Source organism: Acidobacteriota bacterium, from assembly GCA_030949985.1.
In the GTDB taxonomy this organism is placed as follows: domain Bacteria; phylum Acidobacteriota; class Polarisedimenticolia; order J045; family J045; genus JALTMS01.
Map to the genome: position 1 here is coordinate 1 of JAUZRX010000028.1, position 15,357 is coordinate 15,357.

13 protein-coding genes are annotated in these 15,357 nt (G+C 67.8%); 5 read left to right on the forward strand and 8 right to left on the reverse strand.

Annotation, left to right across the window (positions count from 1 at the left end; all coding sequences use genetic code 11):
- Positions 1-222 (reverse strand): hypothetical protein (locus tag Q9Q40_08715; GenBank protein ID MDQ7007301.1); only part of this gene is annotated, 222 nt, incomplete at its 3' end.
- A gap of 27 nt (positions 223-249) precedes the next feature.
- Positions 250-462, reverse strand: a complete 213-nt coding sequence (locus tag Q9Q40_08720; protein MDQ7007302.1) for a hypothetical protein — start codon at positions 460-462, stop codon at positions 250-252.
- 278 nt (positions 463-740) lie between these two features.
- On the opposite strand from Q9Q40_08720, the gene Q9Q40_08725 reads away from it, so the two are divergent.
- Both Q9Q40_08725 and Q9Q40_08730 read left to right on the forward strand, forming a co-directional pair.
- Complete coding sequence (locus tag Q9Q40_08725) at positions 741-2,213, forward strand: sigma-54 dependent transcriptional regulator (GenBank protein MDQ7007303.1); 1,473 nt, start codon at positions 741-743, stop codon at positions 2,211-2,213.
- A 134-nt stretch (positions 2,214-2,347) separates the two neighbouring features.
- A complete protein-coding gene (locus Q9Q40_08730; protein ID MDQ7007304.1) occupies positions 2,348-2,638 on the forward strand; it encodes a hypothetical protein in 291 nt (96 codons plus the stop codon).
- A 77-nt stretch (positions 2,639-2,715) separates the two neighbouring features.
- On the opposite strand, the gene Q9Q40_08735 is transcribed toward Q9Q40_08730, so the two are convergent.
- A complete protein-coding gene (locus Q9Q40_08735) occupies positions 2,716-4,116 on the reverse strand; it encodes a PAS domain-containing protein (GenBank protein MDQ7007305.1) in 1,401 nt (466 codons plus the stop codon).
- Between the two features lie 426 nt (positions 4,117-4,542).
- On the opposite strand from Q9Q40_08735, the gene Q9Q40_08740 reads away from it, so the two are divergent.
- Positions 4,543-5,955 carry a sigma-54 dependent transcriptional regulator gene (locus Q9Q40_08740; GenBank protein MDQ7007306.1) on the forward strand — a complete coding sequence of 471 codons (1,413 nt, stop codon included), beginning with the start codon at positions 4,543-4,545 and terminating at the stop codon, positions 5,953-5,955.
- On the opposite strand, the gene alr is transcribed toward Q9Q40_08740, so the two are convergent.
- Genes alr through Q9Q40_08765 form a run of 5 tightly spaced genes read right to left on the reverse strand, consistent with a single transcriptional unit; the run spans position 5,933 to position 13,736 of the window.
- The gene (gene alr, locus Q9Q40_08745) at positions 5,933-7,111 is read right to left on the reverse strand and encodes an alanine racemase (GenBank protein ID MDQ7007307.1); all 1,179 of its coding nucleotides are present in this window, start codon (positions 7,109-7,111) and stop codon (positions 5,933-5,935) included. The two genes, Q9Q40_08740 and alr, sit on opposite strands and share 23 nt — an antisense overlap.
- Positions 7,108-8,712: a hypothetical protein gene (locus Q9Q40_08750; GenBank protein MDQ7007308.1), complete on the reverse strand. Its 1,605-nt coding sequence runs from the start codon at positions 8,710-8,712 to the stop codon at positions 7,108-7,110. The genes alr and Q9Q40_08750 overlap by 4 nt, the downstream gene beginning before the upstream one ends.
- Positions 8,713-8,716: 4 nt before the next feature.
- Positions 8,717-9,541, reverse strand: coding sequence for a phosphoribosylformylglycinamidine synthase subunit PurQ (locus Q9Q40_08755; protein ID MDQ7007309.1), 825 nt, complete (start codon positions 9,539-9,541; stop codon positions 8,717-8,719).
- Positions 9,542-12,541: an AIR synthase-related protein gene (locus Q9Q40_08760; protein ID MDQ7007310.1), complete on the reverse strand. Its 3,000-nt coding sequence runs from the start codon at positions 12,539-12,541 to the stop codon at positions 9,542-9,544. It abuts the gene before it with no gap.
- Positions 12,489-13,736: a GNAT family N-acetyltransferase gene (locus tag Q9Q40_08765; protein MDQ7007311.1), complete on the reverse strand. Its 1,248-nt coding sequence runs from the start codon at positions 13,734-13,736 to the stop codon at positions 12,489-12,491. The genes Q9Q40_08760 and Q9Q40_08765 overlap by 53 nt, the downstream gene beginning before the upstream one ends.
- 290 nt (positions 13,737-14,026) lie before the next feature.
- Here Q9Q40_08765 and Q9Q40_08770 point away from each other — a divergent pair, with 290 nt between their 5' ends.
- Complete coding sequence (locus Q9Q40_08770; GenBank protein MDQ7007312.1) at positions 14,027-14,263, forward strand: ferredoxin family protein; 237 nt, start codon at positions 14,027-14,029, stop codon at positions 14,261-14,263.
- A 16-nt stretch (positions 14,264-14,279) separates the two neighbouring features.
- A complete protein-coding gene (locus Q9Q40_08775; protein ID MDQ7007313.1) occupies positions 14,280-15,356 on the forward strand; it encodes a 3-methyl-2-oxobutanoate dehydrogenase subunit VorB in 1,077 nt (358 codons plus the stop codon).
- Position 15,357 lies beyond the last annotated feature (1 nt).

The window sequence follows — 15,357 nt, forward strand, 5'->3', positions numbered from 1 at the left end:
CCCGCCGGGGAGCAGCTCGCACCATGCCAGGTGGGCTGCCGAGTCCTCCCAGACGACCCAGGTCTTGCCCTCCCGGGCCTCGAGGCGGACGTCGAGATCTCCGTTACCGTCGAAGCCGGCGAAGGCCGTCGCCGCAAGAACATGACGAAGCAGAGACGAGAAAGGGACGACCCGCGGGTCGTCCCTTTCCTGATGATCTCGTGTTCGGGCCGGCAGCCCCACCACCGGGCCGCCGTCGGACCAGCGCGATCAGAGCCCGAGGGAGGCCTTGTACGCGCCGATGATGGAAACGCCCTTGTTGGTCTCGATCGCCATCCAGTTGCGGTAGACCCGGTCCCGGTGCAGGTCCAGCACGTAGTTCTCGCCGTTGAAGCTGTAGTTCACCAGTTCCTTCGGCTTGCGGGTGGTCTTGCGCCGCGTGGTGGTCTTCGTGCCCAGCTTTTTCGTCGCCATCGTCGCCATATGAGTCGTCCCCTTCGCGTTTTCGAGTTGCGCTGCGGGGGTGCAGCCGCCATCGCCCTTTATTGGGAAGCAATAACTCTGCCAGCTCATCGCCTTCCGGAAGAAAGATCTAACATGCTGTTTAACAAAGCGTTATAGTACTGAGACAGCGAGCCGGCGCGCGGTGGCGGGGAATAACACGGCGATTCTGACCCATTTCGCCTTGTATTCTAGGCCACGATGGCCGAGAATAGCCCTGGTCGCATCACCGCGACACCCCTTGGCGGAGTAGCCTGACCATGGCCACTGCCCCTCCCAGCTTCCCTGTCTCCCCCCAGCGCCGCGCCATCGTCGCTGTCCAAAATCCTTCGGAAGCGTCACGTATCCGCCAGGGCTGTCCCGACCTCTGCCCCCACCTGCGAACAGCGACCGATCTCGAGGCCATCCTCGGCGAAATCGAGATCGAGCCCTGCGACGTGCTGCTGGTGGACTACGGCCTCCTCGGCCCCCAACCCGAAGAAGCACTCGTTCGGCTACGCCGCCCCCCCGACCCCCCCATCATCATCGTCATCGCTCCCCCGGGCGACCCGTCTCCGGCCTACACCCTTCTCGAAGCCGGGGCCCACGATGTGGTGCACAGCCCCGCTCATCCCCTCGAACTGCGCCTGAGGGTGGGTCGCCTGCTCGAGGCCCGGGACCTGGGGGCGCACCTGGCGAGTCTCGAAGACGCCATCACCGAGCGCTCCCGCCGCTCATTCAAGGCCCGCACGGTGGTCGCCCACTCGGCGGCCATGCGCAAGCTCCAGGAGACCCTGGACAGGGTGGCGCGGCTGAGGACCACGGTGTTGATCAGGGGGGAGAGCGGGGTAGGCAAGGAACTCGTCTCCCGCAGTCTGCATTTCCGTTCACCGCGGGCCCAGGCTCCCTTCGTCGCCATCAATTGCGCCGCGCTGCCGCCGCACCTGATCGAAACCGAGCTCTTCGGTCATGAGCGAGGCGCGTTCACCGGCGCGGTCAGCCGTCGGGCCGGCAAGTTCGAACTGGCCCACTCCGGGACCCTTTTCCTCGACGAGATCGGTGAGACCGACGTGGCGACCCAGGCCAAGCTGCTGCGGGTGATCGAAACCCAGGAGTTCATGCGAGTCGGTGGATCGCGCACCCTCAGGGTGGACGTGCGCCTGGTCGCCGCCACCAACGCGGATCTCGAGCGGATGGTGCGCGAAGGCCGCTTTCGCGAAGACCTCTACTACCGCCTCAAAGTCGTGACTCTTGAAGTACCGCCTCTCCGCCAACGCCGCGAGGACATCCCGGAACTGGTCACTACGACTCTCGAGGAACTCTGCCGAACCAACCACCTCCGACTGCGCCGCATCACGGACAAAGCCCTGGACACCCTTCGTCGCTACCCATGGCCAGGCAATGTGCGGGAGCTGATCAACACTCTCGAAGCGGTGGTGGTCTCCACGGCGGCGGAAACCATCGACGTCGAACATCTACCCGCTGCGATTCGTGGCGGCCTGTCTCCGGCCGTCCCGCTCCGAGACATGGCCGGCCGCTCGCTGCGGGACATCGAGGCCGAGGCGATTCGCGCCACCCTCAGCGCAACCGGTGGTTCGAGAACTCGAGCTGCCGAGATGCTCGGCATCAGTGTTCGCACTCTGCGCCGACGGATCCGGGAACTGGGCCTCCAGCAACTCATGCCTCCGCGTCCAGGACGCCCCCGACGCTCCGCCCCCGGCTCTCCCGAAGAGACCAAGTCCCCCGTGGAATGAGACTTTCCTTCGGACAGCTCTTGACAAGTGCGAAACAGTTCAACCATATTCACGACGAAGTTCTGAATACTGCGTGACTTCCCGTCACGCGACACCGGACGAAGCTCTCGTCCGAGAAAGGAGGCACCAGGCCCATGGCGATGCGCAAGGCCACCAAGAAGAAGGTGGCGAGAAAAGCCACCAAGCGGAAGGTCGCCAAGAAGAAGGCCACCAGAAAGAAGGCCACGAAGAAGAAGGCGACCAAGAAGAAGGCCACCAAAAAGAAGGTGACCAGGAAGAAGGCCGCGAAGAAGAAGGCCACCAAGCGCAAGACCACCAAAAAGAAGACGGCCAAGAAGAAGGCCACCAAAAAGAAGACGGCGCGCAAGGCGACCAAGCGCAAGACCACCCGGCGCAAGACCCGTCGCACGACCAAGAAAAGGTAGATACCAAACACATCCCGTCAGGGAAAAGGGACGCCCTCCCGGGCGTCCCTTTTTTGCTGCGGCACCGGGTCCCAAGTCTACAGGGGCAGCCTCAAGGCGACCCGCACGCCCCCGCCTTCGGCCGTCTCCACGCGCAGATCTCCCGCGTGCCGCTCTGCCACCTTGCGGCAAAATGCGAGACCCAGGCCCACCGCGGTCCCGCCGTCGGCACGATGGGGGAAAGCACTCGCAACCCGCGCGAAGGCTTCTTCCGCGCCCGGAGGCAACCCCTGGCCCCAGTCGCGCACTTCCGCCGTCGCCGCCCCCGAGTCGCCCCTCAGGCTGATCGACACTCCCCGCTCCGACCAACCGTGCTCCACGGCATTGCGCACGAGTTCCTTGAGCGCGTTCTGAACTCGCCTGCGATCGACCGACGCGATGACGGGGTTTCCGGGAAGATCCACCTGGAATCGAGAGGGATCGACGGACGCTTCTTCGCAGACCTGGTCCACCGATTCCAGCAAAAGTCCATTGAGATCCACCAGGTCCCGCTCGAGAACCGGGAGGCCGGCATGAAGGCGGAAGATCTCGAGCCATGTCTCGAGCCGTCGCGCAAGGCGGGCGGCATCCTTGCGGATGATGCCGCAGAACTCCCGCTGCAGTTCCGGGGCGAGATTCTCGTCGCCGGTCAGCGTCGCCGCGAATCCTTGAATCGAGGCCAGTGGTGTGCGCAACTGGTGGAAGAAGACCTCGAGGAGGGCCGCACCATCCCCGGCGTCTTTGCCGCCCACGGCCTCCTCGGCCAGGACGACCACCGAACCCAGGGGCAGTCCTCGAACGCTGCAGACCTTGGCCAACTGCACCTGCACATGGCGCGTTTCGTCCCCGACCTCAACTTCGAGACCACGGGCGTCGATCTGGCGCGCCCCCGCGAGAAACGCCAGCCAGTGCCCGCGCAGGGTGCCGGGAAGTTCCACCGAGGCCAGTGGGCGGCCGTTGATCTCCGTCGCCGAGACGCCCAGCAGCCGGCTCGCCGCACTGTTGACCAGAACGATGCGCTCGGAATCGTCGGCGACCAGCAAGCCTTCCGCGATGGATTCCGCGGTGGAGCGCAAGATTTCCTTTTCGCGCTGGGCCGCCTCCGCCTTGACCACCAGTTCGGCGCGCAAACGTTCCCGTTCGCTTCCATCGGTCACCACGACCAGCCGCAGTTCAGGATGCTTGTCGGGTATCCGCACGCGGATCCAGGCGGGGAACGAGATGCCTTCCTGGTTGAAAGCCGTCAGATCGATGTCCCCCTCGCCCCGGGCCACCAGCTCGGACAGGGCACGACCTTCCGCTTCGGATGCGTAGGGCCCGACGATCAGACTGGCCCTTTCCCCACGAAGCAGGGCCTCGGAATAGCCGAAAAGCCGCGAGAAGACGTGGCTGACCCACTGAATGCGGCCCTCCGCGTCGGTGACCAGCACCGCGTCGGGCAACGCGTCGAAGATCGACACGGCCCACTCGGAAGACGGGGCCGCCGGATCGGCGAAACTTTCGGGGTATCGGGCCCCGGGCGTCCTCCCCGCACGAGAGTCAATACCCTGCTGCTTGTCGGAAGCCAAGAGAGACCTCGCTCTTCCTCGCTCCTTCCCGCTCGCGCCGAAGTGCAGATGCAAGGATCACACCAGCACCGACTCACACCCGATTGCGGGATAATATGGACCTTTTCCGTCAAGATCAAAGACCTTCTCCGCCACCGGTCCGCCACCGGTCTCCTTGGCGGCGCGCTCCCGCGGGCGGAACGTTCCATTTCGATACGCGGGAAGGTGTTTCACGCTGGCACAAGGCGGCCGCCGTCACCATATTGACTCCAGGAGGTCCGCACCGATTCGCCACGCTCTGCCACCCGGCACCCGGGAAGGACGCCAGGAGTGGAACCCATGAGCGCGATCCTCACCCCGCCCCAGCCGTCCTCTCCGAGCGCGCGGGAAACCACCGCACGGATCCTCGTGGTGGACGACGAGCCGAACATCTGCCGCCTGCTGGCCCATAACCTGGGCCGGGCCGGCTACACCGTCTCCACCGCCGGCAGCGGGGGACAAGCCATCGAGACCTTCGAGAAAAGCGGCGCGGATCTCGTCCTGCTGGACCTGAAACTGCCCGACATGGCGGGTCTCGAGGTGTTGCGCCACCTCCGTCGCATCGATCGCGATCTGCCGGTGATCGTTCTCACCGCCCATGGATCGGTGGACACGGCCGTGGAGGCGATGAAACTCGGCGCCCACGACTTCCTCGCCAAGCCCTTCGAGTTGGAGCGCCTCGAAATCGCGCTGCGCAATGGGCTCGAAATCCGTCACCTGGCCCGGGAAGTCCGGCGGCTGCGGTGCCGCCTTGCCGCCACGGAACGCTTCTCCGAGATCATCGGCGCCGAAGGTGGCCTCCGAGAATGCCTGGCCCTGGTGGAGAAAGTGCTTCCCAGCGATCTGACCGTTCTTCTCACCGGTGCCTCCGGTACCGGCAAGGATCTCTTCGCCCGGGTGATCCACGCCGAGGGCCCCCGCTCGAACGGCCCCTTCCTGCCGGTCAATTGCGCGGCTCTACCTGAAGGACTGCTGGAAAGCGAACTCTTCGGGCATGAAAAGGGAGCCTTCACCGGCGCCACCAGCCGGCACATCGGAAAATTCGAGCAGGCAGACGGGGGCACCCTCTTCCTCGACGAGATCGCCGACATGGCTCCCGCGGTGCAGGCCAAGCTGCTCCGGGTGCTCCAGGACCGGACGGTGTTCCGCCTCGGCGGCAACACGGCGATCCGGGTGGATGTGCGGGTGATCTGCGCGACCCACCAGGATCTCGAGCGCGCGGTGGCGGAAGGACGATTTCGGGAGGACCTCTACTACCGCCTGGCGGTCTTTCCGGTCCACATCCCGCCCCTGCGGGACCGCAAGGAAGACATTCCCGCGCTGGTCGACCACGTCATCGCCCGCGCGGGCAAAGCCCCGACCCAGGGCATCTCCGCCGCAGCCCTCGAATGCCTCGAGAGCCACGACTGGCCGGGCAACGTCCGTGAACTGCAGAACGTGATTCGGCGGGCGCTGGTCCTCGCCGGCGGGGAGACGATTCTCCCCGAGCACCTGCCCCCCGGGATCGGCGGCGCCCGGTCCCTCACCGCGGGACGCTCTTCCCTGCCGCCGGCCCTCTCCGGAGAGAGCATCGCTCCCCTCGAGGAAGTCGAGCGCCAGCACGTGCGGCGAGCGGTGGAGGCCTGCCGGGGCAATCTCAGCCAGGCGGCGCGACGACTGGGCATCGGCCGCACCACCCTCTATCGCAAGCTCAAGCGCTTCGGTCTCGGCTGACGGCGATCCGGGGCAAGGAGGGGTGGATGCGGGAGACGATCTCGTAGTGGATCGTCCCGGCCCAGCCCGCCAGATCCTCCGCACGGATCCGCTCCCCTCCCGACGCACCGATCAGGACCACCTCGTCTCCGGCCTGTACCGGCCCGGCGTCGGTGACATCGATCATGAACATGTTCATGCATACCCGACCGACCACCGGAGCCCGGCTTCCATGACACAACACGTGGGCCCGACCCGAAAGGGAGCGGTCGTAGCCCTCGTAGTAGCCCACGGGCACGACGGCGATCCGGCTCTCCCGGCCCGCGCGCCACGACCGCCCGTAACCGACCCAGGCGCCCCGTGGCACCACCTTCACCTGGGCGATGGCGGCCTTCCAGCTCAGCACGGGTTCGAGTTGGAAATCGGCCAGGCTTCGCTCCCGGGCCGAGACCAGGGTTTCCCGGGAAGGCCACAGACCGTAGAGGGCGATGCCCACACGCGCCATGTCCAGATGGGTTTCGGGAAACAGGATCGCCGCCGCCGAACAGGCCACGTGGCGCAGCGGCGTCGACGATGGATGGAGCGCACGGACCTGCTCGGAGCAGGACAGGAAAGTCTCCAACTGCCGACGGGCGAAGTCGTGATCGGTGGTGTCTTCGATGTCCGCGAAGTGGGTCGAGATCCCGGCCAGGCGGAGGCTTTCACGACCCGCGACATGGCGCGCCAGGTCGAGCAACGCCTCGCCGGCCAGGCCTTGCCGGTGGGTTCCCGTCTCGACCTTCAGGTGCACCCGGGCCACCCTCCCCAACCGCCGCGCCGCCACGGCCAGGGCCTCGGCGGCGGCCCGGTCGTAGAGAGTCAGCTCGAGGCCGGCTTCCACCGCCGGGGGGCAATCGCCGGGGGGCACGCGGCCGAGCACGACGATGGGAACGTCCCGCCCCACCAGCCTCCGCAATGCGACCCCCTCGGCCAGGTTGATCACCGCCAGCACGTCGGCGCCGGCCTCGAGAGCCGCCGGCGCCACCAGCTCCACCCCGTGACCGTAGGCGTTGGCCTTGACCACCGCCGCCAGGCGAGTGCCGCGCCCCAACCGGCTGCGAAACGCCCCCAGGTTGCGCCGGAGAGCGTCCAGGTCGATCTCCACCCAGGAGACCGCGCCGGCAGGCAGGCCCCTCACCGACGCACTCCGGGGCGGGAGACGATCAGCGGCGCCGAGTAGTGCACCTTGAGCCCCTTCCTCCCGGCCCAGGCACGGACCTCGCTCACCGGCGCGGGAGAGGCGAAGATCCAGTAGCGCCAGCGCTCGCGGATCGGCAATTCCAGGCAGTGCACCATCACCCCATCCCGGGCCCAGGGCATCAAGCTCCGAGGCACCTGGTTGGGGGCGTAAGGCCGGTCATAGAGAAACTGGTTGAAGATATCGCAGAACATCACCCGGCGGCGCACCACGTCGTCCCAGGTGGCATGCCGCTGGTGGAAGAGCACGCTCTGCTTCTGGAACGGCCGGGTGGCGATCTCGGGGTCGTTCAGCCCGAAGGGGTCGAAGTGCCACGCACCCGTCACCCAGGGCAGAGCCCCGGCCCAGCCGATGCAGATCCGGTCAGTGGGACCCAGGTAGGGCGCCAGCAAGCGGCCTTCCCGCAGCATCTCGTCCGCCGAGTGCTTGAGTGAGCGCCACGAGACCGTCGGGAAGAACTCCTGGAAGGGCCTGAAGGTGGGCACGGCGAAGGCGGCCGCCACGACCCACGCCCCCACGGCGAATAGCCGACGACGCCCGGCCTCCGCGGGCGCCAGGCGGTCGAGGGAGAAGGCCGCCAGCAGGGCCAGACCGGGCAGCAGCATGTCGAAAAAACGAAACTCCCAGGCGCCCCCGCCCTCCACCGCGACCCAGGTCGTCCAGAACAGAGCCTGGGCCAGCAGGGCGGGCACCAGGAGCGGCAGGCGGCGGCGAGCCCACCACACCCCCGCCACGATCAACGGCAGCCAGATCCAGGCGAAGTTCTGCGCCAGGAATTGCCCCACGTAAGTCAGGCCCAGCGAAAGCTGCACCCCGCCCACCTTGGCGTAGAAGGTGTTGGGCAGGGGCTTGCCGAACAGCGCCATACGCCAGCCGCAGAGTCCGAGGAGCCAGGCGCCGTGGACCAGGCCGGACAGCGCGATCCTCTTGAGCGAGTCCCTGCCGCCGGCCGCCACGGCCAGGCCCGCTCCCGCGGCGAGATGCAGCAGGGGCACTTCCGGACGAAAGACCGTGGCGAGGAAAAACAGCAGGCCGCTGATCCAGGCCCGACGCCCGGGATCCTCGATCTCCAGCGCCAGGCGCGCGGTGGCCACGAGCACCAGCAGGGTGGCGGCCCGGGTCTCGAGACCGGCCACCGCCCACACCAGCCACTGGCGCCCGAGAGCGAGCACCAAAGGCGCGGCGAGGGCCCGCAGGGGAGACAGTCCGAGCCGATCCCGGGCGACGCGCCAACTGACCACCATCGCGGCCGCCCCGGCGAGGATCCCCAGGAAATGGGTAAACCCCACCGGGTCGAGACCGACGACCATCCCCAAAGCGGCGAGCAGCATCCAGCCCAGGGAAGTGCTGCCCTCCACCGGCACACCGTCCACCGTGTTCCAGGCGATCCCCGCACCCTCCACCAGGTTGCGGGAGTAGCGGAAGGTGATGAAGGTGTCGTCGTTGTACCAGCGCTGGCTGTAGGCCTGCACGCTGAACGCGGCGATCAGCACGGCGAGAAAAAGAAACGCGCCTCGGACCGGGGAGGACTCCGCACCCATGGACCTACACCAGCTCCCGGGCGGCGTCGAGGCCCGAGCGGAACAGGGCCAGTCCCGCCGGCTCCCGGGTTTCGGGAGCCGGCTGTCGGCGCCAGTCGGGATGGTGCCAGGGATGCAGGAAAGCGTCGGGATGAGGCATCAGGCCGAAAACCCTTCCCGAGTGATCACAGATCCCGGCGATTCCGCCCGTCGAGCCGTTGGGGTTCCACGGCCACCGCTCCGTGGGCCGGCCCGCCTCGTCCACGTAGCGCACCGCCACCCGGCCGTCCTCGGCAAGACGCCGGACCAGGCCGGCGGGCTCGGTGAGAAACTTGCCCTCGCCGTGGCGGGCGGGCAGTTCGAATGAATCCATCCCCCGGGTCCAAAGGCAGCGCGTGCCCGGCTCGACCCGCAGGCGCACCCAGGCGTTACGGTAGCCGAGACGATCGTTGGGCCCCAGGTCCGCCCGCTGCACGAAATCGTGGGCTCCCTCCTCGGGCCCCGGCAGCAGGCCCAGGCGCACGAGGGTCTGAAAACCATTGCAGATCCCGATGGCCAGCCCCCCCCTTTCGAGGAAGCGCCGCAAGTCGTCTTCGAGGTGCGCTCTCAGGCGCGTGGCGAGCACCAGGCCGCCCGCCACGTGGTCACCGTAGGAGAATCCTCCGATGAAGGCGATCACGTGGTAATCGGCCAGGGGCCGCGGCCCCCGGTGAGCGAAGAGGTCGGTCAGGTGCACCCTGTCGGGCTCCACGCCGAGGGAACGAAAGGCGTGGGCCGTCTCCGCCTCGCAGTTGAGCCCCAGCCCGACGGGAATCAGCACCCTCAGGCCCGCGTTGTCGCCCGCGCCCATCTAACTTTCCTCCCCGGCGGCCTCGCGCCGCCAGCAGGACACCAGTGTCTCCACGCTCTCGTCCAGCAACAGCCGCCGGCCCAGTGAGACGCGCAGCCGCCCGTCGTCACCGAAGCGACCGATGCGGGCCAGGGGTTCACCCGCCAGCCGCCGGCAAACCTCTTCCCTGTCTTCGGGTCGACAACACAGGAGCATGCGCCCGCAGGACTCGCCGAAAAGCCGGGCCTCCCAGCCTACGTCTCCCTCCACCGGCAAGGCTTCCAGGTCCACCTCCACGCCGGCATCGCCGGCCCGGGCCAGGCGCAGCAGGGCGGGCAGCAGACCGCCCAGGGCCGGCGCGTGAACGGCCTGCACCAGGCGGTCGCGGATCACACCGGCCAGGGCCCGGTAGCGGGGCGCCCAGGCCCTGGGCCGACAACGGGGCACCCGGGGGAAGTCCACGCCGCGGTGGGCCGCCCACTGGCTGCCTCCCAACTCGTCGGCCGTGACCCCGAGCATCAGGATCTCCAGCCGGTGCTCCGGGACCTCGAGGGTCATCGCCTGCCGCACGTCGGGTACCAGGCCGATGGCGGAAACCAGCAGGGTGGGAGGGATGCTGATCCTCTTGCCGCCGATCACCGCGTCGTTCTTCATCGAGTCTTTGCCGGAGATCAGCGGCACACCGTAGGCCGTGCAGGACTCGTAGAGTCCGCGACAGGTGCGTACGAGCTGGGCCAGTTTGTGTTCGGCGTCCGGGTTGGTCGGCCCGGGCAGGGGATCCGGCCAGCAGAAGTTGTCGAGGGCCGCGATCCGGTCCGGCCTCGCCCCGGCGGCCAGCAGGCGCCGCAGGGCCAGATCCATCGCCGCCTGGGCCATGGCGTGAGCGTCGATGTCCGAGTAGGTGGGAAAGATCCCCTCCGCCAGGGCATAACCCTCCCAGCCCTGGTGGTCGACCTGGAAGACGGTGGCGTCGGAGGGCACGTCCCGGTGAACGCCCACCCAGGGCTTGACCACCGTCAACGCCTTGACCTCGTGATCGTAAACCCGGCAGAGCGCCTCGTTGGAAGCCAGGTTGTGGCGGGCGATGAAGGCCCGCGCCTGCTCTCCCAGGCCCCGAGCCGCCGGCAACGGCAAGCGCTGGGGATCGGCGATCTCGGGCGGGTCGAAGCGAGCCTCGAGGCGCATGGGGGGCAGCCCTTCGTGCAGAAACTCCATCGGCAGGTAGGTCACCGTTCGTTCGCCCCACAGGCAGTGGAAAACGCCGCTGTCTGTGAACTCCCCCAGGTCCGTCGCTTCCACCTCCCGCCGTCGGGCCAGTTCGATGAAGCGCTCCAGGTTCTCCGGGGGCACGGCGACGGTCATCCGCTCCTGGGCCTCGGAGACCAGCACCTCCCAGGGAGCCAGGCCCTGGTATTTCAGTGGCGCCCGGGCCAGATCCATCCGTGCGCCGCCGGGGGCCTGGGCCATCTCCCCCACCGAGGAGGAAAGGCCGCCGGCGCCGTTGTCGGTGATCGCGGAGTACAGCCCCAGGTCCCGAGCCTCGACCAGGAAGTCGAACATCATCTTCTCGGTGATCGGATCCCCGATTTGCACCGCCTGGACCGGACTCTCCTCGGTCAGCTCCGCACTGGAGAACGTCGCGCCGTGGATCCCGTCCTTACCGATACGTCCGCCGACCATCACGATGCGATCTCCCGGCCGGGCCGCCTTCTCGTGAGCCGGTCGACCGGCGACCTGCACCGGCATGCGGCCCACGGTCCCGCAGTAGACCAGGGGCTTGCCCAGGAAGCGCGGGTCGAAGAACTCGAAACCCCGACCATAGGGGATGCCCGACTGGTTACCCCCATCGATCACACCGCGGTGGACGCCTTCCCGGATGCGACGGGGATGGAGCAGGCCCGCCGGCAGATCCCCTTCCCAGTCGGGGTCGGCAAAGCAGTAGCCCCAGACGTTGGCCAGCAACTCGGCGCCCAGGCCCGTCCCGAAGGGATCCCGGTTGACACCGACGATGCCGGTGATCGCCCCACCGTAGGGATCGAGCGCCGAGGGACTGTTGTGGGTCTCCACCTTGTAGACCAGGTGATGCCGGTCCGTGGCCGCGATCACGCCCGCGTTGTCGTGGAAGACCGAGACCAGCCAACTCCGCCCTTCCCGCTGCCGGATCGCCGCGTCCACGGCACGCGTGGCGCCCTTGATGTAGGTGCCGAAGAGGGAATCGATGATCTCCTCCTCCTCACCCGGACCGCGATAGCGGATGGTGGCGCTCATGATCTTGTGCTTGCAGTGCTCCGACCAGGTCTGGGCCAGGCATTCCAGCTCGGCATCCGTGGGCTCCGCGCCGAGCCCCGCCGCCCGGCGGCCGGGATCCTCGCCGGCCCGGCGAAAGAAGTCCCGAATCACCCGCATCTCGTCGGTGCTCAAGGCCAGGAGCATCTCGCGACTCAGGCGATCGAGTGCAGCGTCCTCCACTTCGAGGGAGATCGTCCGCGTCTCGGGAACCCGGCTCTCCCGCACCCGGGGCACCTCCAGGTCCGGCTCGGAGGCCTCCCACTCTTCCCGACTCTGGATGGTGATCCTCTCGATCACTTCATTGGCCAGGAGTTCCCGGGCGATACGCTCGGCCTGGGCGCGGTCGACTCCGGCAAGCAGGTAGAGCCGGGAGGTGAACACGGCCTCGCACCGGCCCGGTGACAGGCCCAGGAGATCCTCGATCGCGACCCTGGCCGAGTGGGCGACGGGATCGGTCACGCCGGGGCGGAAACCCACCGCCACCACCATGTCGAAGTCCCGTCCCTCGAGCCGACCGACCGCCCCCCGCCGCAGAACAGGCCCGGCGAAGGCCCGGGCTACCTGCTCGGCCTGCCGGGCGGAGAGGGCCGGCTGAATGTGATAGACGTCTCGCGTGCGCACCTCTCCGACGGGAATCCCCAGCAGGGTGCGGATTCGGTGGGCGACGGAGACGCCGCGGCTATCGACCTGCCCCGGCCTGATGCCGATCTCTATGCGGGTGGTTGTGCTCACGACCCTGGCCTCGCTCTGATGGAGGCAAGAGTCTACCCTGCTCCGCCCCCCCGAGGCTGCCGATTGTGCCTGCGGGGCCCCGCAAACCCGCGGGCAGCCAGGATGTCCCGCCTTCGCGGGTCGCGGCCCAGGCCAGGATCCGGGCCCCGATCCGCGCCAGGCCCGGGTAGGGGGCCCCGATCAGCGCGCGCTGATGCCGTACCAGGAGCCCCACCCCGCAACCCGCTCCCGGAGCCGCGGGAACCAGCAACATGGACTCGGTCTCACCCTGGCGGGCCAGCGACTCGATCACACCGAGCCGCAGGGCGGCGACCAGCCGGGCCGCCGGGAGTGCGGGGTCCTTCATCACGGCGATCTCGATCGCTCGGCGCCGCATGACCCAAAGGGCGCACGCCGCCACCGGCCGGCCGTCGCATGCGAGGACCGCCAGCCGCCGAGCCTCCTCGGGAGCCGCGTCGAAGATCCCCGCCATCACCCGCCAGCGGTCACTGGTCTCCGGCAGGGTGGAGTCCATCCGCTCCCGCAACTCCGCCAGGCGTCCCACCCGGGCAGGTGACTCGATGTGGAACCGCCACGAGCCTCCCCCCGGCGCCGCCGCCGCCCGCCGCAGGGTCTGGGGGATCGACGAGAGCACTCGCTCCCAGCCACCGCGCAGATCGAGTTCGGTTTCCCGGCGGGCGACGCGGAACTCGGTCCAGCCCGGTACCCCACGCAGCCCCTCGCGCAGCCACTCGATGGCGGGACCCGACGGACCGATACCTTCGAGGTGGAAAACGACCGCCTTGCCCAGCCGCCGGGAGAGCGCCCGCAGCAGGTCGGCGGCCCCCACCCTCCGGCCTTCCACCGAGAGCAGGGGTTGATGACGATAGAAGAGCCCCTGGCCGAGGAAGCGGGCCACCAGCCCCCCCATCCAGCGGTAGGTCTCGAGGGCGATGATGCCCTCGATGCGGGAGTTCAGTCGCAGGGCGGCGATCAGGGGCACGGGTCCCGAGGGCCGAACCTGGCCGAGGATCCGGGCGCCGGCGGGGCCTGAACCGGGCAGAGGCCAGCGCTGCGCGCCGAGCAGCCAGTTCCACTCGTCCTGAAGGTCGTCGATGGCGCTCCAGCCCTGGTGCAAATCCAGGCTCCAGCGCAAGGGAGCCCCCGAGCCGGTGGATTCGGCGGTTCGACTCCGGGTGCTGGACCGTGACGACATGGGGACGACCTTCCCGGTGAGCCTCCGGCCGGCGGAGAAGCCCGATACGGGCAATATGGTGACTCCGCCGGCCTTCGTCAAACCATCGCCCCACCTCTCCCGGAGAGGCCCGACCCCGGGCCCGGAAAACCTATAACGGATTGCTCCATAACGACTTAGATGCTTCTGTTAGACTCCCAGGCGGACGCTTTTTGACGTAGCCGGAGGATGAGCTTAAGATATTAATGACTAACACGTTAGTTCCTACTCCCTTTCCAGCTTCGGCACCAGTTTTTCCACAGGAGCGCACCATGGCGACGCGTCCAGACCGGGGTCGGGTGGAGATCGGTACCGACGAGTGCAAAGGCTGTCTGCTCTGCACCGCGGTTTGTCCGGTCCATGTTCTCGTTCGCACCAAAACCCTCAACAAACAGGGCTATTTCCCGGTGGCCTACACCGGCTCCGGCTGTACCGGCTGCGGCTTTTGTTTCTACGCCTGCCCGGAGCCCGGAGCGATCACCGTCTTCCGTCTCGAGAAATCGGCCTGAACACGAGAGGTGAAACATGTCTGTGAGCCTTAGGCGGCCGCCCCTTCTGATCAAGGGGAACGAGGCCATCATCAAGGGTGCGATCCTGGCCGGCTGCAAAACCTTCTTCGGCTATCCCATCACGCCGGCCAGCGAAATCGCCGAGGCCGCGGCCCGGGACTTCCCTGCCGCCGGCGGCACCTTCATCCAGGCGGAGTCCGAAACGGCTTCGATCAACATGGTCTATGGCGCCGCCAGCACCGGAGTCCGCACCATGACCGCCTCGTCGGGGCCGGGCATCAGCCTGATGCAGGAGGGCATCTCCTACCTCGCCGGTGCGGAGCTGCCCGCGGTCATCGTCAGCATCGTCCGCGGCGGACCGGGACTGGGCAATATCGGCCCCGAGCAGAGCGACTACAACCAGATCGTGCGCATCGGCGGTCACGGCAACTACCGCAACCCGGTCTTCGCACCGGCCACGGGCCAGGAAATGTGCGATCTGACCATGCACGCCTTCGAGGTCGCCGATCGCTATCGCACGCCGGTCTACCTGATGGCGGACGGCTTCACCGGCCAGATGATGGAGCCGGTTTCCTTCCCCGACCCGGTACCCGCCCTGCCGGAAAAAGAGTGGGCGGTGCGGGCCGACGCCGAGACCCGGGAGAACCTGGTTTCGTCCATCTTCCTCGAGCATGACCAGCTCGAAGAGCACAACCGCAAACTGCAGCGCAAGTACAAGGAGATCGAAGCCGCCGAGGTGAGGGTCGAAGACTTCCTGGTGGACGACGCGACGATCCTGGTGGTGGGCTACGGCATCATGTCCCGGGTGCTGCGCTCGGCGGTGCGGGCGGCGCGGGAAGAAGGCCTGAAAGTGGGCCTGGTGCGGCCGATCAGCCTCTGGCCCTTCCCCAAGGCGCACCTCGAAAACCTGGCGGGAAGGGTCGATCGCATCATCACCTTCGAGTTGAGCAACGGCCAGATGGTCGAGGACGTGCGCCTGTCGGTTCACGACAACGTTCCGGTCCACTTCTACGGACGGATGGGCGGCAACGTTCCCTCCGCCGAAGAGTGCCTCGACGTGATCCGGCGCTACGCGGCCGAAGGAGGGAAATAGC